The sequence below is a fragment of the Oceanitalea stevensii genome (genome assembly GCF_014837105.1).
Taxonomy (GTDB): Bacteria; Actinomycetota; Actinomycetes; order Actinomycetales; family Actinomycetaceae; genus Oceanitalea; species Oceanitalea stevensii.
Window position 1 is genome coordinate 1 of the sequence record NZ_JACSPO010000010.1, and the last position, 21601, is coordinate 21601.

19 protein-coding genes are annotated in these 21601 nt (G+C 75.5%); 9 read left to right on the forward strand and 10 right to left on the reverse strand.

The genetic code is table 11. The features are described from left to right. The first annotated feature begins 191 nt into the window (after nt 1-191). Nucleotides 192-2654, forward strand: a complete 2463-nt coding sequence (locus H9624_RS13525; protein WP_251840424.1) for an alpha/beta hydrolase-fold protein — start codon at nt 192-194, stop codon at nt 2652-2654. A 98-nt stretch (nt 2655-2752) separates the two neighbouring features. On the opposite strand, the gene H9624_RS13530 is transcribed toward H9624_RS13525, so the two are convergent. The 4 genes from H9624_RS13530 to H9624_RS13545 all read right to left on the reverse strand — a co-directional run bounded on the left by H9624_RS13530 (nt 2753) and on the right by H9624_RS13545 (nt 6790). Then, complete coding sequence (locus tag H9624_RS13530; protein WP_251840425.1) at nt 2753-3352, reverse strand: transcriptional regulator; 600 nt, start codon at nt 3350-3352, stop codon at nt 2753-2755. Beyond that, nucleotides 3349-4413, reverse strand: a complete 1065-nt coding sequence (locus H9624_RS13535; protein ID WP_251840426.1) for a PEP/pyruvate-binding domain-containing protein — start codon at nt 4411-4413, stop codon at nt 3349-3351. Before H9624_RS13535 ends, H9624_RS13530 begins: the two co-directional genes overlap by 4 nt. Next, nucleotides 4410-4781 (reverse strand): hypothetical protein, encoded by a 372-nt coding sequence (locus H9624_RS13540; RefSeq protein ID WP_251840427.1) that lies wholly within the window; start codon nt 4779-4781, stop codon nt 4410-4412. The genes H9624_RS13535 and H9624_RS13540 overlap by 4 nt, the downstream gene beginning before the upstream one ends. A gap of 563 nt (nt 4782-5344) precedes the next feature. Beyond that, nucleotides 5345-6790 (reverse strand): MFS transporter, encoded by a 1446-nt coding sequence (locus tag H9624_RS13545; protein WP_372435152.1) that lies wholly within the window; start codon nt 6788-6790, stop codon nt 5345-5347. A 175-nt stretch (nt 6791-6965) separates the two neighbouring features. On the opposite strand from H9624_RS13545, the gene H9624_RS13550 reads away from it, so the two are divergent. Next, nucleotides 6966-7514 carry a TetR/AcrR family transcriptional regulator gene (locus H9624_RS13550; protein WP_251840428.1) on the forward strand — a complete coding sequence of 183 codons (549 nt, stop codon included), beginning with the start codon at nt 6966-6968 and terminating at the stop codon, nt 7512-7514. Between the two features lie 155 nt (nt 7515-7669). Here the strand turns inward: H9624_RS13550 and H9624_RS13555 are convergent, their stop codons facing one another. Beyond that, nucleotides 7670-8332 (reverse strand): hypothetical protein, encoded by a 663-nt coding sequence (locus tag H9624_RS13555; RefSeq protein WP_251840429.1) that lies wholly within the window; start codon nt 8330-8332, stop codon nt 7670-7672. A gap of 7 nt (nt 8333-8339) precedes the next feature. Next, the gene (locus tag H9624_RS13560) at nt 8340-9080 is read right to left on the reverse strand and encodes a MerR family transcriptional regulator (protein ID WP_251840430.1); all 741 of its coding nucleotides are present in this window, start codon (nt 9078-9080) and stop codon (nt 8340-8342) included. Nucleotides 9081-9127: 47 nt separating this feature from the next. On the opposite strand from H9624_RS13560, the gene H9624_RS13565 reads away from it, so the two are divergent. Next, nucleotides 9128-9586, forward strand: coding sequence for a DUF6194 family protein (locus H9624_RS13565; protein ID WP_504740262.1), 459 nt, complete (start codon nt 9128-9130; stop codon nt 9584-9586). Nucleotides 9587-9605: 19 nt separating this feature from the next. Here the strand turns inward: H9624_RS13565 and H9624_RS13570 are convergent, their stop codons facing one another. Then, on the reverse strand, nt 9606-9986 hold the full coding sequence (locus H9624_RS13570; protein ID WP_251840432.1) for a YybH family protein: 381 nt from the start codon (nt 9984-9986) through the stop codon (nt 9606-9608). A gap of 183 nt (nt 9987-10169) precedes the next feature. Next, nucleotides 10170-11450 carry a glutamyl-tRNA reductase gene (locus tag H9624_RS13575; RefSeq protein WP_251840433.1) on the reverse strand — a complete coding sequence of 427 codons (1281 nt, stop codon included), beginning with the start codon at nt 11448-11450 and terminating at the stop codon, nt 10170-10172. A 49-nt stretch (nt 11451-11499) separates the two neighbouring features. Between H9624_RS13575 and hemE the strand changes: the two genes are divergently transcribed. The 6 genes from hemE (at nt 11500) to hemL (ending at nt 18449) form a co-directional block, all read left to right on the forward strand. After that, on the forward strand, nt 11500-12552 hold the full coding sequence (hemE, locus tag H9624_RS13580; protein ID WP_372435151.1) for a uroporphyrinogen decarboxylase: 1053 nt from the start codon (nt 11500-11502) through the stop codon (nt 12550-12552). After that, nucleotides 12552-13967: a protoporphyrinogen/coproporphyrinogen oxidase gene (locus H9624_RS13585; RefSeq protein WP_251840435.1), complete on the forward strand. Its 1416-nt coding sequence runs from the start codon at nt 12552-12554 to the stop codon at nt 13965-13967. Before hemE ends, H9624_RS13585 begins: the two co-directional genes overlap by 1 nt. Before the next feature lie 334 nt (nt 13968-14301). After that, complete coding sequence (gene hemC, locus H9624_RS13590) at nt 14302-15258, forward strand: hydroxymethylbilane synthase (RefSeq protein ID WP_251840436.1); 957 nt, start codon at nt 14302-14304, stop codon at nt 15256-15258. An 82-nt stretch (nt 15259-15340) separates the two neighbouring features. Then, nucleotides 15341-16102, forward strand: coding sequence for a uroporphyrinogen-III synthase (locus H9624_RS13595; RefSeq protein ID WP_251840437.1), 762 nt, complete (start codon nt 15341-15343; stop codon nt 16100-16102). Continuing rightward, the gene (hemB, locus tag H9624_RS13600; protein ID WP_251840438.1) at nt 16099-17079 is read left to right on the forward strand and encodes a porphobilinogen synthase; all 981 of its coding nucleotides are present in this window, start codon (nt 16099-16101) and stop codon (nt 17077-17079) included. The genes H9624_RS13595 and hemB overlap by 4 nt, the downstream gene beginning before the upstream one ends. A gap of 26 nt (nt 17080-17105) precedes the next feature. Then, nucleotides 17106-18449 carry a glutamate-1-semialdehyde 2,1-aminomutase gene (gene hemL, locus H9624_RS13605; RefSeq protein WP_251840439.1) on the forward strand — a complete coding sequence of 448 codons (1344 nt, stop codon included), beginning with the start codon at nt 17106-17108 and terminating at the stop codon, nt 18447-18449. Between the two features lie 141 nt (nt 18450-18590). Here the strand turns inward: hemL and H9624_RS13610 are convergent, their stop codons facing one another. Then, nucleotides 18591-20534 (reverse strand): DUF4127 family protein, encoded by a 1944-nt coding sequence (locus H9624_RS13610; protein ID WP_251840440.1) that lies wholly within the window; start codon nt 20532-20534, stop codon nt 18591-18593. Nucleotides 20535-20697: 163 nt separating this feature from the next. Then, nucleotides 20698-21492, reverse strand: a complete 795-nt coding sequence (locus H9624_RS13615; RefSeq protein ID WP_504740263.1) for a carbohydrate ABC transporter permease — start codon at nt 21490-21492, stop codon at nt 20698-20700. Nucleotides 21493-21601 lie beyond the last annotated feature (109 nt).

A 21601-nucleotide genomic window follows, 5' to 3' on the forward strand; every position in this document is an offset into this window, starting at 1 on the left:
GCGCACCACCCCTCCCGCCGACAGCCGGATTCCGCCCGACCGCCGTCCAGCACCCCCCTCCCGCCCACAGCCGGCCCCGTCCCGACACCGCCGTCCCCCGCACCACCCCGCCGCCGCACCGCCGCCGCGGCCCACCGACCACTCACCCCCAGCCCGGGGGCGAGTCCCTCCCTCCCCCGAAGGAGCCCCTCATGACCTCAGCCCGCCTCACGCGGCGCCTGGCGGTGACGGCAGCCGTCGCCGTCGTCGCCGGTGCGTCGCTCACCCTCCCCGCGCTCGCCGCCGAGCAGGGGACGCTCGTGTCCGCCGAGGCCACCGGCACCGCCGCCGGCACGGTCGACTACACCGTCTACCTCCCGCCCGGCTACGACGACAGCACCGAGCGCTACCCCACCGTCTACCTCCTCCACGGCCGCGGGGACACGCAGGCCGCCTGGCAGCGGGTCGCCACCGACCTCGACGAGCTCATCACCTCCGGCGAGCTCCAGCCGGTCGTCGCCGTCATGCCCGACGCTCCCTGGAACGACCGCGGCAGCTGGTACACCGACTCCCTCTACACCGGCGACGCCGCCTCCGGACCGGGCCTGCCCGTGGAGACCGCCCTCGCCGAGGACCTCGTCGAGCACGTCGACGCCACCTACCGCACCGTCGCGCACCGCGAGGCCCGCGCCGTCGGCGGCTACTCCATGGGTGGTGCCGGCGCGCTGCGCCTGGCCCTCGCCCACCAGGAGGACTTCTCCGCCGGGATCGTCCTCAGCCCCGCCGCGTACGTGCCCCAGCCCCCGGCCGACTCCTCGGTCCGGGACTACGGCGCCTACGGCGTCGGCGACGCGCTCTTCGACGCCGACCGCTACACCGAGCTCTCCTACCCGACGGCGCTCGAGTCCCTCGACCCCGCACTGCCGGTCCACCTGTTCGTCGCCGTCGGCGACGACGAGTGGCCCAACCCCGACCCGGCCGACGCGCAGCACGACATCGACTTCGAGTCCGCCCAGCTCTACAACACCGCACGGCGCGTGCCGGGCGTGACGGCCGAGCTGCGCATCCTCGACGGCGGGCACGACTGGGACGTGTGGCAGCCGGCCTTCCGCGAGGCGATCGTCGACGTCGGCCAGCGGCTGCGCACCGAGCCGGCCGCGACCTGGGACGCCGAGCTCCTCGGCTCGGCTGCCGACGACCGCGCGGGCGGCGTCGTCGAGACGGCCGACGGCGGGAGCGTCGTCGCGCTCAACCTCGCGGGTGCGTGGGACGGCTACGAGCCGGCCGGCGGGATGGACACCCTCCTCGTGCGCCGCGCGGCGGACGGCACGGAGACCTGGCGCCACGCGATCGCGACGGGCGCGAACGACCGCGTCTACGGGGTCGTCAACGGGGCCGACGACGGCGTGGTCGTGGGCGGCTACACGCGCGGCACCCTCGCCACGGGCGAGGCGGACACGCAGGACGACGCCGTCGTCGCGGCGGTCGACGCCGACGGCGAGCGCACGTGGACCCTCGAGCTCGGTGACCCGGCCGCGGCCGACCGCTTCTACGCGGTGGCCCCCGACGGCGACGGCGGCGCGTACGTTGCCGGGTACACGAGCGGCAGCTTCGCCGGCACCCCGAGCGCCGGCGACAAGGACGCCGTGCTCGCGCGCGTCTCGGCCTCCGGCGAGCTCCTGTGGAGCGCCCAGCTGGGCGGCTCCGGTGAGGACAAGGCCATGGCCGTCGCGCTGACGAGCGACGGGGACGTCGTCGTCGGTGGCGTGAGCGGCGCCGGGCTGCCCGGTGCCGCGCACCTCGGCTCCGGCGACGGCTGGGTCGCGCGGTACGACGCCGGCGGCGAGCAGCAGTGGGTCAGCCCCGTCGCCACCGCGGAGAACGACATGGTGAGCGGCCTCGTGCCGCTGGCCGACGGCGCGGTGCTGGCCGTCGGGCAGACCAAGGGCGTGCTCGGCGAGGCGGCGCTCGGCGACAACGACATCGTCGTCCGGGCGCTGACGGTCGACGGCGAGGAGTCGTGGACGCTGCAGACCGGCACGTCGACCGACGACCGCGGCGTCACCGGTGTCGCGACCGCCGACGGCGGGGCGCTCGTCCTCGCGACGACCTACGGCGCGATGGGTGAGCCGCTGGGCGGGGTCGACGTCGTCGCGCTGCCCGTGTCGGCCGACGGTGTGGCCGGCGAGCCGCTGCAGCTCGGCTCGCGCGAGCGTGACGGCGCGGACGAGTGGGACGAGGCGAACCTCTACGCGGCTGCCGGCACCGACGGCACGTGGCTGAGCGGTCTCACCTTCGGGGCGCCGGACGGCGCGGTCAACGCCGGGGCGGGCGACGTCTTCGTCATGCAGCTGGCCGACGTGCCCGGGGAGGAGCCGACCGAGGAGCCGACGACGGCGGAGCCCACCGAGCCCGAGCCGACCGTGACGCCCGGGGAGCCGACCAGTCCGGAGCCGACCGTCGCACCGACGGACGGCCCCGCCCCCACGGACGGGCCCGGCAGCGAGTCACCCGAGCCGAGCGCCACCCCGGTCCCGCCGGTGGCGGACTCCGGTTCCGGCGCGGGCGGCCTGCCCTCCACCGGTGCCGCCGTGCTCGGTGCGGCCGTGCTCGCGCTGCTGCTCGCTGCGGCCGGCGCGGTACTCGTCGCCCGCCGCCGCGCAGCCGCCGCCTGATCAGCTCCACCGCACTGTGCGCCCTGTGTGCCACTGTGCGCCCGGTAGGCCGGGGCGCACAGTGGACGCACGGGGCGGACAGCTGTTCTGCAGGTGCTTCAGCGCGGTCGGCCGAGGGTGGCGAGCAGGTCCTCGTGGAGCTCGAACCACACCCGGTGGGCCGAGTCGCGGTCGGTGCCACTGATCCAGGACGGCTCGTGGCGTGCCTCGTCCACGGCGTCCGTGAAGCGCGCGTGGTAGCCGGTGAACCGGGCGAGTCCCGCCGTCAGCCGCGACTCGATCCCCGCCAGGCCGACGGCGGCGCGCACGAGGTCGGCGAGCACGGACTCCAGCGAGGCGGGTGGTCGGGCGATGCCCAGCTCGGTGAGCTGCCACCGGGTGCACGCGCCGGCCACCAGGTCGTTCAGCGGTCCGAACCCGTCCAGCTCCTGCTGCACCCGGGCACGGGCGCCCGAGCGGTCCAGCTCGTCCGCCAGCAGCCGCTCACCGTGGGCTTTGCCTGCCTCGGTGAGCGACCAGCCGCCCTCGTCGGCGAATCGGCTCCACGTGACCCACCCGGCAGCCTGCGCATCCAGGAGCAGCTCCTCGGCCACGGCCTCCTCGAGCCCGGCGCGGGAGCCGACGTTCGCGGTGGTCGCGTATCCGAGCACGCGCACCGCGTGCAGCGCGAGCAGGTCGGGCGGGCTGGTAGCGCTCATGACTCCTCCAGGAGGGTGATCGTCCCGGCGGTGCCGTCCACCGTGACGAGCGCGCCGTCGGGCAGCCTCGTCGCCGCGGGAACGTCGGTGACGGCGGGGATCCCGAGCTCACGGGCGACGATCGCCGCGTGCGCGAGGATCCCGCCGACCTCCGTGACCACCGCGGCAGCGCGCGACAGTACCGGGACCCAGGCGGGGGCGGTGCTGCGGCAGACCAGCACGTCGCCGGCGCGGAAGCGGGCGAAGTCGTCCAGGCCTGCAAGCCCCCGGAGCGGCCCCGTGGCCGTGCCTGGGCCGGCCGCCGTCCCCGAGACCAGGGGGCGAGCGGAACGGGCGGCGGTCTCGTCGAGCGCAGGCGCGTCGGTGGTGACGGGACGGGCCTGCAGCACCCACACGACGCCGTCGGCGTCCAGCGCCCACTCGACGTCCTGCGCTCCCCCGAGCATCTTCTCGACCTGCTCGGCGCGCTCGACGACCGCCTCCGCGTGCGCCTCGGTGAGCACGTCGGGGGTCCCCGAGGCCACCAGGCCACCCGTGGATCCGCGCTGCCACCGCTGCGGGGCCGCCCTGCCGGACACGAGCGGCTCGCCGAGCCCGCGGACGGCCTCGACCACGGTGGCTCGCGCACCGGTGACCGGGTGGCGGGTGAAGGCCACTCCCGCCGCCACCGGCCTCAGCATGGGCTGGACCAGCACGGCGACGTCCTCGCCGAGGCTCCGCCCGGTGGCCTCCGTGTAGGCGGCTGCGCCCGCAACACTGGCGGCCACGTCCCGCACGGCCTCGGCGACGCGCGTCGTGGGCACGTCGAGACGCGTGAGGAGCTGGCCCGCGAACGACGCCTGCGCCGCGTCCTCCCCCAGGGCGGAGGACCGCACGGCGAACCGGTCCCCGCCCAGCTCCCTCAGCGCGGAGCGCAGCTCCGGCTCCCACCCGTCGGCCGCCGCCTCGCGCACCACGATGCCGCCCGGCACGGCGACCCCGGCGCGAGCCAGCCGGCTCAGCGTCGCGGCCTTCGTCCCGCTGGACGCCTCGGCGTCCTCGAGCGGAACCACCCGCCTCATGCCCGCTCCGTGCGGGAGAGCACCCGGGCCAGGCGCTGCTGGGCGGCCTGCCCCGACCCCAGACCGAGCGCGCCGGCGATCTGCTGGAAGGTCATCCCGGCGCCTCGGGCTGCGAAGAGGAGCCCCGCCTCGACCTGGTCGAGCTCGGCCCGAGCCGATGCCAGCAGCCCCAGCCCCGCCGCCACCACCTCCTCCTCGACCTGGGGGTCCGCGGCCCTCCACGCGGCCAGCCGCACGAGGTCACCGTCAGCGGGCGGCTGACCGGCGTGCTGCCACGGTCTGGCGGCCAGCGCCGCACCGCCGGCCCGTGCGAGCACCCGGCGGTGGGAGTCGAGGACGGCGGCTCGGGCCTGGTCGTCAGCGGTCATGCTCGCCAGTCGACATCATCAACATGCCGTTGTCAACATATTGTTGACGTCTCCCGTGCACCCCTTGCGCGACGTGCGCCCGGTCAACCGAGCGCACCGTGAACGCGAGGGCCGTCGCCATCATCATGTGCACCCCGCGGGGCACCTAGGGTCACGACGCCCGCCCGCTCCTCCCCGGCCGCACGCAGCCCTCCCCGCTGTCGGCCGGGCGCGACGCGACGGGCGGGAGGGGACTTGTCCGGAGACGTTAGATTGCTCCACCAGGCGGAGCAATCTAACGTCCCGCGCAGACGTCATTCCCTGGCCTGTCCGGTCCGCCCGATGCATGGCACCGGGTGCGCCAGACTGGTGCCATCCGCAGCGTGAGCAGGTCACCGACATCGCCACTGACCACGGCAGGGACCGGTGCGGTCCGCCGAGTGGGACGGGCTGCGCTTCGTCGACATGGTCGCCGGCGGCGTCCTCACCCTGCGGGCTGACGGCATGGAGGACCGGTTCGACGTCGGCCCGTCGCCGCGATGGACTGCCCACGCGCCAGCACAGTCGCCGGAGGAGCCGCCGGGCTACTCCGCACTGCGCAGCGCGCGCAGCGCGATGACCGCGGCCACGACCATGAGGACGACACCGATCGCCGAGGTGATGACCACCCCGGAGTCGAAGGCGTGCCGCGCGGACTCGAGGAGCGTCTGCGCCACGGAGTCCGGCAGCCCGCTCGCCACCTCGGTCGCACCGCCGAGGGTCTCCCCCGCCGCCCGCGCGTCGTCGCCCGTCACTGCGTCCGGGACGACGACGTTCGTCCGGTACACCGCGGTGAGGATGCTGCCGAGCACCGCCGTGCCGAGGACCGCGCCGAGCTCGTACGCCGTCTCCGACACCGCCGACGCGGCGCCGGCCTTGGCCGCGGGGACGCTGGAGAGGATGAGGTCGTTGGAGATCGTCTCCGCCGCCCCCACCCCCGCGCCGAGGATCATGAAGGCGACGAGGAGCCCGACGTCGGAGCCCGCCGAGCCGCTCACCAGCACCAGGCCGTAGCCGACGGCGTTGAGGAGCAGTCCGCCCGCGACGACTCGTGCGGGGCGCACGTGCTGGACGACGCGCACGACGGCGAGGCCCGCGACCACGGTGACGACGAGTCCCGGCACGAGGACGAGACCCGCCTCCATGGGCGTGCGCCCGCTGACGAGCTGGAGGTGCTGGGAGACGAAGAAGAGGAAGCCGACCATCGAGAAGACGCTGAGGAGGTTCGCCGCGACCGAGCCGCTGAACACCGGGTTGGCGAAGAGACGCACGTCGAGCAGCGGCACGGGCCGGCGCAGCTGGCGACGCACGAAGCCGTAGCCGAGAGCGAGCCCGAGGACGATCGCGAGCAGCGCCGTCGTCGTCGGCCCGTCCTCCGCGATGCGCTTGATGCCGTAGACGAGCGGGACCATGGCGCCGAGCGAGAGGGCGATGCTCACGGGGTCGACCGGCCCGGGCTCGGGGTCGCGCGACTCGGGCACGAGGACCGGGCCGAGGACGAGGAGCGGCACGAGGACGGGGACGGCGAGGAGGAAGACCGAGCCCCACCAGTAGTGCTCGAGCAGGAAGCCGCCGAGGATCGGCCCGAGCGCCGCGCCGCCGGAGAAGCCGGCCGCCCAGATCGCGATCGCCTTCCGCCGCTGGACGGGGTCGGTGAAGATGTTGCGGATGAGCGAGAGCGTCGCGGGCATGAGCATGGCGCCGAAGAAGCCGAGGGCGGCGCGTGCGGCGATGAGGAGCGAGGCGCTCGGCGCGAAGGCCGCGACGGCGGAGACGACGGCGAAGCCCGTGGCGCCGATGAGGAGGAGCCGGCGGCGGCCCACCCGGTCCCCGAGGCTCCCCATCGGCACGAGCAGGCCGGCGAGCACGAGCGGGTAGGCGTCGACGATCCAGAGCAGCTCGGTGCCGCCGGGGCGCAGCGACTCGGAGATCGACGGGACCGCGAAGGCGAGGACGGTGTTGTCGACCGCGACGAGGAGCACGGGCAGCATGAGCACGACCAGCGCCGCCCAGGGGCGGGCGGCCGGCGAGCTCGGCGTGACGGGTCGCGAGGAGGTGGTCGAGGCCAAGGTGGTGCTCCGGTGACGGCGGTGACGGGCGCGGACTGCGCCGTCGAGAACTGTACCGTCTGGACGGTTTACCGTCACTGTGGGTAGCGTCTCCCCCATGTCGGCACGAGACAAGGTCCTGGACGCCTTCGAGGAGCTCCTCGTCGTCGAGGGCGCGCGGGCGACGACGCTCGACGCCGTCGCCGCGCGGGCGGAGGTGTCCAAGGGCGGGCTGCTCTACCACTTCCGGAGCAAGGAGGCGCTGGTCGAGGGCCTCCTCGAGCGCCTCACCGCCCTCGCCGCCGCCGACACGGAGGCGATGGCGGCCGACCCCCGCGGCCCGTCCGCCTACTACGTCGACACCTCGGTCGCCGACGGGTCCCCTCTCGACCGCACGCTCGTCGCCGCCGCCGGTCTCGCCCAGGACGCGAACGTGCGGGCACGCGAGACGCTGCACGAGGTCCACCGCGGCTGGTTCCGGCTCATCCTCGAGGAGGTGGGAGACCGCGCCGTCGCGCGCGCGATCGTCCTGCTCGGCGACGGGCTCTACTACAACGCCGTCCTCGCCGGGTCCATCGCCTCCGACGACGTCGCCGGCACCGAGCCGCAGGACCGCGCCGAGCTCCTCGAGGTGGTCGCGCTCCTCAAGCAGCAGGCCCGCCGCTGAGGCGTCCCAGCGCCTCGGTCAGCACTCCACGGCGCCCGTCGGGCATCTCACCAACCGCGGTCCGCCCGAAACCGCGGTCAGGCGGGCTGCCCAGAACACAGCGTGGCTCTCGGGTTTCCAGAGAGCTCTAATGCCACACGATCGTGAAGCCAGGCTCAGCGCGGGTGGAGGACCTCGACCTCACCGGTGACCGGGTCGCTCAGCGTGACACGCGCGTCACTGCCCAGGTCGATCGCCACCGGCTCGCCCCACACGAGCACGTGGATCGTCGACCCCGGCGCGGCCTCGGCGAGGCGGCGGCGCAGCAGCACGACGTCGAGGTCCGTGCCCTCACGCACCTCCCACGAGTGCGAGCCGACGGCGAGGACCCAGCGCCGCGCCGTCGTCGTCTCCCGGGGCGTGGTGCCGGGCAGATGGATCCCGAAGATCGTCGTGGGCGGCGCGGCGAGCTCGTCGGCGGGCGGCTCCCCGACCGGCTCCCCCTCCCCGACCCACATCCGCCGCTGCCCGCCGAGCTCGACGACCGAGCCCGGCGCCACGAGCGTCCCCTTCCCGGCGGCTGCGAGCTGATCGCGCAGCGGGGCGGCGCGGTCGGGCGGCACGAAGCCGACGATGACGTTGCGCCACACGACGACGACGCGCCCCTCGGCCCCCGGGGAGAGCTCGAGTCGGGCAGGCACGGCGCCGGAGCGGGCGCGCTCGGCGCCGGCGAGGGCGGTGACGATCGCGCGCTGCATGGCGGCGGCCTCGGCCGCCCAGAAGCCGGCACCGACGTCGGCGGGCACCTCGGCGGAGCGCCAGCGGTCGAAGAGTCTCACGGGGCCATCATTCCCGACGGCGAGCACGGGGCTGGTCACCGATGACCTCGGCGAGCACGGCACCCGCTCGCAGCAGCGCGAGCCCCCGCCGTCCGATCGACTCGACACGCGCGTCGAGGGCCTCGAGGGGCCGCTCGACCTCGCGGTAGCGGCGCAGCGCCTCGATCGCCTCCCGCACCTCGGGCACGCGGTAGCCGGCAGCGCGCAGCGCCGCGGTGATGCGGGCCTCGCGGACCGCCGGGGCCGGGTAGAGCCGGGCGCTGCCGGAGGGCGTCGGCACCCGCTCGGGCGCGACCAGCCCGCAGCTCTCCCAGAAGCGGAGGGTCGAGGCACGCACCGCGAGCGCCTTGGCGAGCTCGCGGATCGTCATCGCGTCCTCCGGAGTGGTCCCCTCGCCCCGCCCCTCCGCCTCGATGACCCGCAGGGCGCGGCGAGCGGCGAGCGCCTCAGCACGCTCCCGCTCGAGACGGACGTGGAGGGCGCCGACGAGGGCGACGGCCTCGCTCACCGTGCCGGCCCGCACCTCCCGCATGACCCGGCGGGCCTCGACCGGCCCGACGGCCGTGGCGAGGTCGCGGTAGGCCGCGAGCTCGACGACGTGCCGCTGGGTGAAGTGCCGGTACCCCGCCGGCGAGCGCAGCGCCTGGCTGATGACGCCGCTCGACTCGAGGTCGCGCACCTGCTGGGAGGAGTAGCCCGACGCCGCCGCCACGGCGGAGGTAGCGAGCCCGGAACGGTCCAGGTCCATGGCACAACTCCCCACTAGCACTTCAACCTCACACTTGACCCATGAGTATGGACGACCTCCTCTCGACGGTGCGCGCCTTCGACGGCGTGCTGGAGCTGGCCCCCACCGCCGGCGGGGACGCCCCTCCCCTGGCGTGGGGCGACCACTTCTTCTACTACGCCCCCGACGGCGTCCTCCCACCCGGGCAGCCCTACGCCACGGTCGTGACGAAGGACTACCCCGGCGACGTGTCCTCCCGGCTCGACGCTCCCGGACGGTGGCGCGTCAACGTCCACGTCGGGCGCGGGCGCTTCACCGACCTGCTCGGCTACGAGCCCCGCGCCGTTCCCGAGGGCCCCGACCACGCGCAGCCCGACGTCCTCCTCCCCCATCCCGTCTACGCCGGGCTCGGCTGGGTCGCCGTCGTCACCCCGGGGGCGGCCACGCTGCCGACCGTGCTCGGGCTGCTCCGGGAGGCGCACGAGCAGGCGCGGGCCAGGTGGAGCCGCAGGGTCGAGCCGCACTGACCCCTGCGGCGGACGTCGCCTACCCGGCTGCCCGCGGGGTCAAGGTCGTCACGACGCACCGCCAGCCGCCGTCGGCGTCCCGGGTGAAGACGTCGGTCGTGTACTCGTCCTCGTGGAAGGGCCGGCCCTCCCAGTGGCCGGAGTTCGTGCCGTGCGCGACGACGACGACGGCGTCGCCCCGGTCGCGCACGTCGAGCACCTCGAAGCCCATCTCCTCGTGCGTCAGCCGCCCGGTGCGGACGAGGTCGAGGAACCGTTCGCGAGCGACGATGCCGCCCGTCCCGACGAGCACCCAGTCCTCCGCGGCGAAGGCCCCGATCCGGTCGGCGTCGTTGGCGACGATCGCCTGCGCCCAGGCGTCGAGGAGGGCGCGCATCTCGTCCCGCAGGTCCCTGCCCATCCTCCGATGGTCCTCCGCCAGGCGTCCACCGTCGAGGGGCAGCTGCGCGGCGAGGGCAGGCGGGCGGGATCCAGCTGTCGGCGAAGGAGGGGCAGGATCCAGCTGTCGACGGAAGGGGGGGCCGGTGCCGGCGGGCTGGGCGGGATCCGACTGTCGGCGGAAGGGGCGGCGAGCAGGCGGGGGTCAGTTGACCGTGACGGCGGGGACGGTGAGGCCGAGGACCTGCTCGAGGGCGCGCACGTGCTCCTCGGCGCGGCCGTCGCGGGCGGCCGTGCGGGCGTGCACCGTGGGCGTGTGGAGCAGACGCGCGGCGAGGCGGCGCAGCGCGCGGGCGGCGTCGTCGGAGGACACCTGACCGCCGGCGGGCAGGCGCGAGAGCTCGTCGGCCACCGCGTCCTCCACCCGGCGGCGCAGCGCGACGACGGCCTCGTCCACGGCGCGGCTGGCGAGGTCGTCCCCCAGCCGCTCGACGCCCCGCGCGACGAGCTCGCGCGCACGGTCGACCTCGAGGGCCGTCGTCGTCGGCAGCTGGTTGCGCACCGTCTCGAGGTCGACGAGCCGCACGCCCGGCAGCTCCCCCACCGCGGGGTCCACGTCGCGGCCCAGCGCGAGGTCGACGACGACGAGCTCGTCTATGCCCGCCCGCGAGCGCAGCGCCGCGGTGACGGTGGTGACGTCGAGCACCACCGTGCCGGTCCCCCGGCAGGTGACGACGACGTCGGCCCGGGCGAGGGCCGCGGCGAGGTCGGTGACGGCGAGGACGTCGTGGCTCTCCGCGAAGCTCGCGGCACGCCCGGAGGCGGACCACACCGCGACGTCCTCCACGCCGCGGGAGCGCAGCGCCGCGAGCGCCACCCCGGCGTACGCGCCGGTGCCGACGAGCAGCGCCCGGTCCCCGGCCAGCGAGCGGCCGGCGAGGTCGAGCGCGACGGACGCGACCGACGCGCCGGCACGGGCGAGGTCGGTCGTCACGGCCACCTCGCGGGAGGTGCGGGACGCGTGCTGGAAGGTCCGCTCGAGGAGCGGCGTCGTCAGCCCCACCTCGCGTGCCGCGTCCAGGGACCGGCGCACCTGCCCGACGATCTCCCGCTCTCCGACGACCATGGAGTCCAGCCCGCTCGCCACCTCGAACAGGTGCCGGGTGGCGGCGTCGCCGGAGAGGGCGATGGTGTGCTCGGACACCTCCGAGGGGCACAGCCCGCTCGCGCGCGCGACGGCGTGGCGGGCGTGCTCGGCGGCGGCCACCGGGTCGTCGGCGTCGAGGTAGACCTCGAGGCGGTTGCACGTGGACAGGACGACGGCACCGCCGATCCCGCAGTCCGCGGCGGGGTCGAGGGACCCGGCACCGGGCGCGGCGTGGTCGGCCAGGACGGCGAGGAGCCGGTCGGCTCCGGCCGCGCTGAGCCGGTCGACGTGCGCCAGCCCCGCGTGGCGGTGGTTGGCCGAGATCACTGCAAGGGTCACGAGTCTCCCCCTGGGAACCGCTGGTCGGCGAGGCAGGCACAATGGCTTCATGACTGCTCCAGGCCCACACGTTAATACATCAGACGAAGTGCGCGGCCCCCTGCTGACCGCGTACTCCGGCCGGCGGCCCGAGCGCCTGCCCGTCTGGTTCATGCGCCAGGCCGGGCGTTCCCTGCCCGAGTACCACGAGGTGCGTCGCGGCGTCGGCATGCTCGAGGCCTGCCTCAGGCCCGAGCTCGCGACGGAGATCACCCTCCAGCCGGTGCGCCGGCACGGCGTGGACGCGGCGATCTTCTTCTCCGACATCGTCGTGCCGCTGCGGCTGGCCGGGGTGGACGTCGAGATCGTCTCCGGGGTCGGCCCCGTCATCGGCGAGCCGGTGCGCAGCGTCGCCGACGCCGAGCGCCTGGCCGCCCACGCACCCGGGGACCACAGCGCCGTCCAGGAGGCCGTCCGCCTCACCGTCGCCGAGCTCGGCGAGACCCCGCTCATCGGCTTCGGCGGTGCCCCCTTCACCCTCGCGGCCTACCTCGTCGAGGGCCGCCCCTCGCGCGACCACCTCGCCGCCCGCGGGCTCATGCACTCCGACCCCGCCACCTGGGACCGGGTGATGACGTGGGCCGCGGACCTCACCGGCGCCTTCCTACGCGCGCAGGTCGAGGCCGGCGCCCGCGCCGTCCAGCTCTTCGACTCCTGGGCCGGCGGCCTCTCGCTGGCGGACTACACCGCGTACGCCGCCCCCTACAGCGCCCGCGCCCTGTCCCACGTCAAGGACCTGGGCGTCCCGATCGTCCACTTCGGCACCGGGACGAGCGAGCTGCTCGGCGCGATGAAGGACGCCGGCGCGGACGTCGTCGGCGTCGACTACCGCCTGCCTTTGGACGAGGCGAGCCGCCGCCTCGGCGGGACCACGCCGCTCCAGGGCAACATCGACCCGGCCCTCCTCACCGCCCCGTGGGAGGTCCTCGAGGCGCACGTGCGCGACGTCGTCGACCGCGGCCGCCAGGCCCCCGCCCACGTGCTCAACCTCGGCCACGGCGTCCCGCCCACCACCGACCCCGGCGTGCTCACCCGGATCGTCGAGCTCGCCCACAGCCTGTGATGCGTGACGCCGTCGTCGTCGGCGCGGGCATGGGGGGCCTCACCGCCGCCCACGCCCTCGCCGCCGCCGGCCTGCGCCCCCTCGTCCTCGAGGCGGGCGACCGGGTGGGCGGCCTGGTCCAGCACGCGCGCGTGGGCGGGATCGACGTCGACGCCGGGGCGGAGTCCTTCGCGCTGCGGCGGCCCGAGGTGGCCGACCTCGTCGCGCGGCTGGGTCTTGCGGACGCGACCCCGGCGACGGCGTCGACCATCTGGACGGGCGACCGGGCGCTGACGACCCCCGCCCGCTCCCTCCTCGGGATCCCGGCCGACCCGCTCGCCGACGACGTCGTCGCCGTCGTCGGTCCGGAGGCCGCCACCCGCGCGGCCGCCGACCTCTCCCTCGATCCCGCTGCCGGCGGCGACGCCACCACCCTCGCCGAGCTCGTCACCGTCCGCATGGGCGCCGGCCTGCTCGAGCGGCTCGTCCGACCGGTGGCGCGCGGCATCCACGGCGCCGACCCGGAGAACCTCGCCGTCGACGCCGTCGCACCCGGGCTGCGGGCCGCGCTCGTCACCCACGGCTCGCTGGCCGCCGCCGTGGCCGCCACGGTGCCGGACGGGCCGGCCGTGGGCTGCGTCGTCGGCGGGATGTGGCGGCTGCCCGAAGCCCTGGCCGCGAGCGCCGAGGTCCGCACGGGCACGCGCGTGACGGCGGTGACCCGCGAGGCGGACGGCACGTGGCTCGTCCACGCCGACGACGGCGCACCCCCGGTCCGCACGCGCCGGCTCGTCCTCGCCGTCCCCGGCCCCGGCCCCGAGACGGTGGAGCTGCTCTCCGGCGTGGTGCCCGGCGAGCTGCCGGAGCTGCGCCCCGGGCACCCGATCGTCCAGGTGACGCTCGTCCTCGACGCGTCGGAGCTGGACGCCGCGCCGCTCGGCTCGGGGGTGCTCGTCGGCCCGGATGCGGGCGTGCGGACCAAGGCCCTCACCCACGCCACCGCGAAGTGGGGGTGGCTGCGGAGCACTGTGCCGCAGGGCGTCCACGTCCTGCGGCTGTCCTACGGGCGCGCCGGCGACGACCCCGCCGCGATCGACGCCGTCGACGCCGAGGTCGCCCTGGCCGATGCGCAGGCGCTGCTCGGTGTGCCGCTCGACCGCGCGCAGGTGCTCGACAGCCTCCGGGTCCGCCGCCCGCTCGGCCTGCCGCCGTCGGCGGCCGCGGACCCTGCCCTGCGTCCGCTGCTCGAGCGGGTGCACGCGACGTCGGGGCTCGGGGTGTGCGGGGCGTGGGTGGCCGGGACGGGCGTGGCCGCCGTCGTCGCCCAGGCCGAGCAGGAGGCTCGCCGCCTGCTCGAGGGCCCCGCCGCCGGTGACGGATCGCTGCTCGGTGACACCTCGCCGCTCTCAGCCGTCCACCCGCCCATCCTCGACTGACCGCCGACTCAGGCGTCCCGCCCCTTTCGCCGAGCGCTGAGTTGTTACCGACGTCCCGTAACAACTCAGCGCTCGACGACATGGGGGCCGCTTGCCCCATGGGGGCCACCTCCCATGGGGGCCGCTTGCCCCATGGGGGCCACCTCCCATGGGGGCCGCTTGCCCCATGGGGGCCACCTCCCCATGGGGGCCGCTTCCCCCTTGGGGCCGCTCGCCCTTCGCCGCGGCCGCTCGCCCTTCGCCGCGGCCGCCTCCCCTTCGCCGAGCGCTGAGTTGTTACTGCGCGACGGAGGTCACCTCGACTTCGATTCCCCGGGGTGTGCACACTTGAGGGGTGACCCCACCTCCTCTTCGGCTCGGCACGCGCGCCTCGACGCTGGCGCTCACGCAGTCCACCACCGTGGCCAAGGCGCTGGAGGCCGTGACCGGCCGGGAGGTCGAGCTCGTCCGGATCCGCACCGAGGGCGACCGCAACCGCGCCTCCCTCGCCAGCCTCGGCGGCACCGGTGTCTTCGCCGCCGCGCTGCGCGAGGCGCTGCTCGCCGGGGAGTGCGACCTCGCCGTCCACTCGCTCAAGGACCTGCCCACCGCGCCGACGCCCGGCCTGTCGATCGGCGCGCTGCCCGAGCGCGCCGACTCCCGCGACGTCCTGTGCGCCCGCGAGGGCTGGACCCTGCAGACCCTCCCCGAGGGCGCCAGGGTCGGCACCGGCTCACCGCGCCGGGCCGCCCAGCTGCTCGCCGCGCGTCCCGACCTCGTCGTCATCGACATCCGCGGCAACGTCGAGACCCGCCTCGGGCGGGTGCAGCCCGGTGACCTCGACGCCGTCGTCCTCGCCCGCGCCGGGCTCGCCCGCGTCGGGCGGCTCGAGGCGGTCACCGAGACCCTCGACGCGGAGGTCGTCGTCCCCGCCCCGGGGCAGGGCGCGCTGGCCGTCGAGTGCCGCAGCGAGGACCTCGCCGACCCCGACCACCCGCTCGCCGCCGGCCTGCGCGCGCTCGACGACCACGCCACCCGCCTCGCGGTCACGGCCGAGCGCGTCGTCCTGCGTGTCCTCGAGGCCGGCTGCGCGGCGCCGCTCGGCGCGCTCGCCCACCTCGAGGACGGGGCGCTGCACCTGCACGCGACCGTCGTCGAGCACGACGGCAGCCGCCGCCTCAGCCACCGCGCCGAGGTCGCCCTCCCGGCCGACGCCGCCGCCTCCCTCGCGGCCGCGGAGTCCCTCGGCACCGAGGTCGCGACCGCACTCCTCGAGGCGGGCGCCGCGAGCATCACCGGACGGCCCGCGTGACCCTGGCCACCGTCGCCCGCGCCGTGCTCCGCCGGGCCGGATCGCCGTGGCGCGGGGCCGCGAGCGCCACCGGACGGACGGCATGAGCCTCGCCGGCCGCACCCTCCTGCTCCCCCGCACCGACGCCGCGGACCGCCTCGCCCGCGCGGCCGAGGAGCTCGGTGCGCGGACGGTGACCGCGGACCTCATCCGCCACGAGACCGTGACGCCCACCGACGAGCTCGACGCCGCCCTCCGCGCGGCCGCGAGCGTCGACTGGGTCGCCCTCACCAGCGCCACGACGGTCGCGGCCGTCGCCGAGCGCGCGACCGCCCTCGGCACGACGCTCCCCCAGCTCCTCACCGGCCCGCGCGTCGCCGTCGTCGGCCAGGCGACCGGCGCTGCCCTCGCCGCGCACGGCGTCGCGGCCGACCTCGTCCCGCCGGAGCGCTCGAGCGCCACCGAGCTCCTCGCGGTGTGGCCCGCGGGCAGCGGCACCGTCCTCGTCCCGCGCTCGGAGATCGCCGCCCCCACGCTCGTCGACGGGCTGCGCGAGCGCGGCTGGGACGTGCGCGACGTCGTCGCCTACCGGACCGTCCCCGCGACGGTCGCCGACCCCGCGGTCGCGGACTTGCTCGACGGCGGAGGGGTCGACGTCGTCGTCCTCACCTCGGGCAGCACGGCGAGCGCCTTCGCCGCCCTCTACGGCACCACCGCCCCCGTGCGCGTGTGCGCGATCGGGGAGAGCACCGCCGACGCCGCCCGGCGCGCGGGGCTGCCGGTGCACGCCGTCGCCGACCACCAGTCCACCGCCGGCCTGCTCGAGGCGGCCGGCCGCGCCCTCACCACCGGAGCCCGCCCATGACGCACCCGTTCCCCACCGCCCGCCCGCGCCGGCTGCGCCGCAGCCCGGCGATGCGGCGGCTCGTCGCCGAGACCCGCCTGCACGCCGCGGACCTCGTGCTGCCGATGTTCGTCAAGGAGGGCCTGGACGAGCCGGCGCCGATCGCGTCGATGCCGGGCGTCGTCCAGCACTCGATGGACTCCCTGCGCCGCGCGGCCGTCGAGGCTGCCGAGGCGGGGGTCGGCGGGCTCATGCTCTTCGGCGTCCCGGCCGTGCGCGACGCGGTCGGGTCCTGCGCGACGGACCCGGACGGCATCCTCAACGCGGGCCTGCGCGCGCTCGTCGAGGAGGTGGGTGACGCCGTCGTCGTCATGTCCGACCTGTGCCTGGACGAGTTCACCGACCACGGCCACTGCGGCGTCCTCACGGCGGACGGCACCGTCGACAACGACGCCACCCTCACCCGCTACGCCGACATGGCGCTCGCGCAGGCGGAGACCGGCGCCCACCTGCTCGGCCTGTCCGGGATGATGGACGGCCAGACGGCCGCCGTCCGGGCCACGCTCGACGGCGCCGGGCACACCGACGTCGCGATCCTCGCCTACTCCGCGAAGTACGCGTCCAGCTTCTACGGCCCCTTCCGCGACGCCGTCGACTCCGCCCTCCAGGGCGACCGCCGCACCTACCAGATGGACGCGGGCAACCGCCGCGAGGGGCTGCGGGAGGCGACGCTCGACCTCGCCGAGGGTGCCGACGTCGTCATGGTCAAGCCCGCGATGAGCTACCTCGACGTCCTGTCCGACGTCGCCGCGGACTCCCCCGTGCCCGTCGCCGCCTACCAGGTGTCCGGGGAGCTCGCGATGATCGAGGCCGCGGCCGCGCAGGGCTGGATCGACCGGCGCCGCGCGATCGAGGAGTCCCTGCTCGGCATCCGGCGTGCGGGCGCGGACATCACCCTCACGTACTGGGCGACCGAGGTCGCCGGCTGGCTCCGCTGACCACCCCACCCACCCGAGAGGCACCGATGAGCGACCTGCCCACCGACCCGATGGACGAGATCTTCAGCTCCGCGCGCGCGGTGATCCCCGGCGGCGTGAGCTCGCCGGTGCGCGCCTACGGCTCGGTGGGCGGGGTGCCGCGCTTCGTCGCGTCCGCGCGCGGGCCGCACATCACCGACGTCGCGGGGCGGGAGTACGTCGACCTCGTCATGTCGTGGGGGCCGGGGCTGCTCGGCCACGCCCACCCGGAGGTCGTCGACGCCGTCCAGCAGGCCGCGTCCCGCGGGCTCTCCTTCGGGGCGCCGACGGTGGCCGAGGTGGAGCTGGCCGAGGCGATCCGCGAGCGCGTGTCCCCGGCGCAGCGGGTGCGCTTCGTCTCGACCGGCACCGAGGCGACGATGACGGCGATCCGTCTCGCGCGTGGGGCGACCGGTCGCGACCTCATCGTGAAGTTCGCCGGGCACTACCACGGGCACGTCGACGCCCTGCTCGCCGCCGCCGGCTCCGGGGTGGCGACCTTCGCCATGCCGGGCTCCGCCGGCGTGACCGCGGCGACGACGGCGCAGACCATCGTGCTGCCCTACAACGACGCCCCCGCCCTCACCGAGCTCTTCGCCGCGCGTGGGCACGAGATCGCCGCGGTCATCACCGAGGCGGCGCCCGCGAACATGGGTGTCGTCCCGCCCGAGCCGGGCTTCAACGGGCTGCTGCGCCAGATGACCGAGGCCCACGGGGCGCTGCTCATCCTCGACGAGGTGCTCACCGGCTTCCGCGTCCACCGCTCCGGCTGGTGGGGGCTCGAGCAGGCTGCCGACGGCGGGACGCGGGCCTGGGAGCCGGACCTCGTGACCTTCGGCAAGGTCGTCGGCGGCGGGATGCCGCTCGCCGCCGTCGGCGGACGGGCCGAGCTCATGGACCTCCTCAGCCCCCTCGGCCCGGTCTACCAGGCGGGCACGCTCTCGGGGAACCCGCTGGCGACGGCGGCCGGCCTGGCCACGCTGCGCCTCGCCGACGACGCGGTGTACGCGCGGGTGGACGAGGCCGCCGGGGTCGTCGCCGACGCGGTGGGTGCCGCGCTCGACGCCGAGGGTGTCCCGCACCGGGTCCAGCGGGCGGGGAGCCTGTTCTCCGTCTTCTTCGGCGAGGCCGCCGCTGCTGCGCCGGTGCGGAGCTACGCCCAGGTCCAGGCGCAGGACGCCTTCCGCTTCCCGCCCTTCTTCCACGCGATGCTTGACGCCGGCGTGGCCCTGCCGCCCTCGGTCTTCGAGGCGTGGTTCCTCTCCGCCGCGCACGACGACGCCGCCGTCAGCCGCGTCCTCGACGCCCTGCCGGCCGCCGCCCGCGCCGCAGCCGCCGCCCACCCGGCGTAGGCGGGCGGCCAGCCCGGCCGCCCGGCCTCCGGCCGCGCCGCCCCCTCGTCCACGCTGCTGAAAGCGCTCTGGGCTGCTGAGATATCAGCAGCCCAGAGCGCTTTCGGCAGCGGGGTTCGCCCGGCACACCCCCCGCGGGGCTCAGGGAGCGGTTCTCCGGCGGGCGACGAGCAGGGCGGCACCGCCGAGGAGGAGCGCGCCGACGAGCCCGGCCGCTCCGAGCGTCGCGGCACCGGTCGCCGGCAGCCGGTCAGGTCCGGACGGCGACGACGCCGGCGCAGCGGGAGCGGTCGCCGCGCCGCCGCCTGCCCCGGGCTCGGCCGGGGAGGGGGTCGTCGGCGCCGCGGTGGGCTCCTCCGTCGGCGCGACCGTCGGCTCCTCCGTCGGCGCGACCGTCGGCTCCTCCGTCGGCTCCGGCTCCGGCTCGGGCGCGACCACCTGCACGTGCGGCTCGAGCTCCGTCTCGAAGAGCCGCGGCCACGGCAGGGCCACGTGCGTGGAGGAGAGCTCCCCGACCGTCGCCGGCGCCGTCCCGCGCGCGAGCTCGACCTCCTGCCCGGCGAAGTGCTCGGCGTGGAAGTCCTCGGTCAGCGGCACGAGCCGCTCGACGACGAAGGCCTCCATCACCTCGGTCTGCTCCTCGGTGAGCCCGAAGACGTTCCAGCCGCGTCCCTGCGCCTCGGCGTAGGCGGCGATCTGCACGTCGTTCTTCCACCTGTCGTCCAGGACGAAGCGGTGGAGCAGGTAGCTGATGTGCGCCTCGGCCTGCTCGACCAGCTCCTCCACCGGGTCACCGGCGGAGCCGGCCTCCAGGTAGGACCAGCGCGCGAAGCCGTGCCCGGTCGCGATGCCCAGCGCGTTGCCCGCGGTGTTCCACGCCGAGTACGCGAGCAGGGACGCGACCTCCACCGACTCCTCGAGCCGGTCGGTCAGCGCCCGCTCGGCGCGGTTGACCTCGAGCGCGTCCAGGACGATGACGTCCTCCCCCGCCTCCTCGAGCTCGGCCACCCGCGCGACGAAGGCGTCGAGGTCGGCCGCCCGGTCGCCGTCGTCGTCGGACGGGGTGTTGACCATGAGCCAGATGTCCGGGTCCTGCGCCACGACCGTCCCGCCGGCCGCGACGACGTGCCGCTCGACGTTCTCCGCGTAGGTCGTGTCCTCGAAGGGCGCGACCCACTCCGAGCCGTCGATGCCTGAGTACTCGACCGCCACCGCAGGGCTGGTCCCGTTGAGCTGCTGGACGAAGCGGCTCACGAGCGTCGCGTCGACCTCGTCGGCGCCCGGGAAGATCTGCACCGTGTCCTGCACGCCGAGCTCCTCGACGAGCGCCCGGAGCTGCTCCCGCTCCGCCCGGTGGAGGCCGTGGGGCGCGGCGTCGTCCTGCGCGAGGACCAGGTGGTCGACGACGCCGTCGGCGGCCCACTCGACGAGCATCCGGTTGACCTCGTGGTTGCGCTCGCGCGCGGCCACGTAGTCGGCGAGGACGTCGTCGGGGATCTGCGCACGGATGGCCTCGAGGTCGTCGCGCAGCTCCTCCTCCCCGAGGTTCTCCACCCGGTCGGTGAGGATCGCCCACTGCTGGATGAGCGTGTAGTACAGCTCCGCGTTCTCCCCCAGGGCCGACAGCGCGAGCCGCTGGATCGTGTCGTAGACGTAGATCGGCGTGCCCGGGTTCTGCTCGCGCAGCTCCTGGAGCACCGAGACCCGCTCGCGGGCCTCCTCCGCCGTCGCCGCGACGCCGGTGCGCGAGGCGATGAGCCCGCCGTAGGCGAGCATGCTCACCGACACGACGTAGCCGTCTGCGTCGTCCTGCTCGAGCAGCCACTGCCCGACGGAGTCACCGTCACCGGGCGTGGTGAAGGTGCCGACGAGCTCCTCGGGCGGCAGGACGACGTCGACGTCGGCGGTGGCCGCCGTCATCGTCGGGAAGTAGACGTTGGCGGGCCGGTCGTCGAGCGGGACGACGACGAGCTGGGGGTCGTCGTCGGCCACGTCGGCGGCGGCAGGGCTGGCGAGCGCGCCCGTCGCGAGAGCAGCGGCGGCGAGCACGGCGACGGCGGAGCGTCGGGTGGGTCGGTCAGTCATGGGTCCTCACAGCGTCGTGACGTGAACATGGGCGGGGGTGGGAGCCCGGCTCCCGGCGCCTGCCGCTCGTCCGCGCTGCTGATACTGCGCCGGGAGGCTGATGCTTCAGCCGCGGGAAGCAGTATCAGCAGCGGGGGTGCGGGGCCGAGGCGAGGGCCGCGCCTCAGCCCTTGAGGCCGGTCTGGGCCAGGCCCTGGATGAACTGGCGCTGGGCGAAGATGAACACGACGAGCACAGGCACGACCGTGAGGGTCGTCGCCGCGAGCTGGACGTTCCAGATCGGCCCGCCGTACGCGTCGACGTACTGCGTCAGCGCCTGCGGCAGCGTGAAGTTCTCCCGGCTGGAGAGGAAGACGATCGGCTCGAGGTACATGTTCCAGGACTTGAGGAACATGAAGATCGCGACCGAGGCGACCGCCGGGCGGGCGAGCGGGAAGGCGATCCGCCAGAAGATCCCGAAGCGGCTCAGCCCGTCCATGCGGCCGGCCTCCTCCAGCTCCCCCGGCAGCGCGAGGAAGAACTGCCGCATGATGAAGGTCGCGAGCACGCTCGGCGCCCCGAGGATCGGGATGAGCACGAGCGGCCAGTGCGTGTCGATGAGCCCGACGGAGTTGACCATCCGGAACAGCGGCACGATCGTCACCTCGATCGGCACGAGCAGCCCCACGAGCACGAGGACGAACAGCACGTTCGCCCCCGGGAACTTCACCCGCGCGAAGGCGTAGCCCGCCATCGAGGAGAACAGGATCGTCCCCAGGGTGACGAGCACCGCGATGTACAGGCTGTTCCAGTACTGCTGCGCGAAGGGCTGCAGCTCGAAGACCTGCCGGTAGGGCTCGAGCGAGGGGCTGGCGGGCCACAGGGTGGGCGGCACGCGCAGGATCTCGCTCGTCGTCTTCATGCTCGACGTCGCCATCCACCACGTGGGGAAGAGGAAGGGGACGCACGCGAGCGCCATGACGACGACGAGCACCCAGCGCCAGGGGCGGCGTCGGGCCTGCCGAGGTCGCGGCGTCGTGTCGGGCGGGGGCGTGAAGGTCGTCTCCCCGACGGCCTTGTCGACCAGG

What these genes read in the sequence shown, in the direction of transcription:
- H9624_RS13525 (WP_251840424.1), top strand. Translation starts at nt 192, where the DNA reads ATGACCTCAGCCCGCCTCACGCGGCGCCTGGCGGTGACGGCAGCCGTC.
- H9624_RS13530 (WP_251840425.1), bottom strand. Translation starts at nt 3,352, where the DNA reads ATGAGCGCTACCAGCCCGCCCGACCTGCTCGCGCTGCACGCGGTGCGC.
- H9624_RS13535 (WP_251840426.1), bottom strand. Translation starts at nt 4,413, where the DNA reads ATGAGGCGGGTGGTTCCGCTCGAGGACGCCGAGGCGTCCAGCGGGACG.
- H9624_RS13540 (WP_251840427.1), bottom strand. Translation starts at nt 4,781, where the DNA reads ATGACCGCTGACGACCAGGCCCGAGCCGCCGTCCTCGACTCCCACCGC.
- H9624_RS13545 (WP_372435152.1), bottom strand. Translation starts at nt 6,790, where the DNA reads ATGCTGCCCGTGCTCCTCGTCGCGGTCGACAACACCGTCCTCGCCTTC.
- H9624_RS13550 (WP_251840428.1), top strand. Translation starts at nt 6,966, where the DNA reads ATGTCGGCACGAGACAAGGTCCTGGACGCCTTCGAGGAGCTCCTCGTC.
- H9624_RS13560 (WP_251840430.1), bottom strand. Translation starts at nt 9,080, where the DNA reads ATGGACCTGGACCGTTCCGGGCTCGCTACCTCCGCCGTGGCGGCGGCG.
- H9624_RS13565 (WP_504740262.1), top strand. Translation starts at nt 9,128, where the DNA reads ATGGACGACCTCCTCTCGACGGTGCGCGCCTTCGACGGCGTGCTGGAG.
- H9624_RS13570 (WP_251840432.1), bottom strand. Translation starts at nt 9,986, where the DNA reads ATGGGCAGGGACCTGCGGGACGAGATGCGCGCCCTCCTCGACGCCTGG.
- hemE (WP_372435151.1), top strand. Translation starts at nt 11,500, where the DNA reads ATGACTGCTCCAGGCCCACACGTTAATACATCAGACGAAGTGCGCGGC.
- H9624_RS13585 (WP_251840435.1), top strand. Translation starts at nt 12,552, where the DNA reads ATGCGTGACGCCGTCGTCGTCGGCGCGGGCATGGGGGGCCTCACCGCC.
- H9624_RS13595 (WP_251840437.1), top strand. Translation starts at nt 15,341, where the DNA reads ATGAGCCTCGCCGGCCGCACCCTCCTGCTCCCCCGCACCGACGCCGCG.
- hemB (WP_251840438.1), top strand. Translation starts at nt 16,099, where the DNA reads ATGACGCACCCGTTCCCCACCGCCCGCCCGCGCCGGCTGCGCCGCAGC.
- hemL (WP_251840439.1), top strand. Translation starts at nt 17,106, where the DNA reads ATGAGCGACCTGCCCACCGACCCGATGGACGAGATCTTCAGCTCCGCG.
- H9624_RS13610 (WP_251840440.1), bottom strand. Translation starts at nt 20,534, where the DNA reads ATGACTGACCGACCCACCCGACGCTCCGCCGTCGCCGTGCTCGCCGCC.
- H9624_RS13615 (WP_504740263.1), bottom strand. Translation starts at nt 21,492, where the DNA reads ATGGCGCTCGCGTGCGTCCCCTTCCTCTTCCCCACGTGGTGGATGGCG.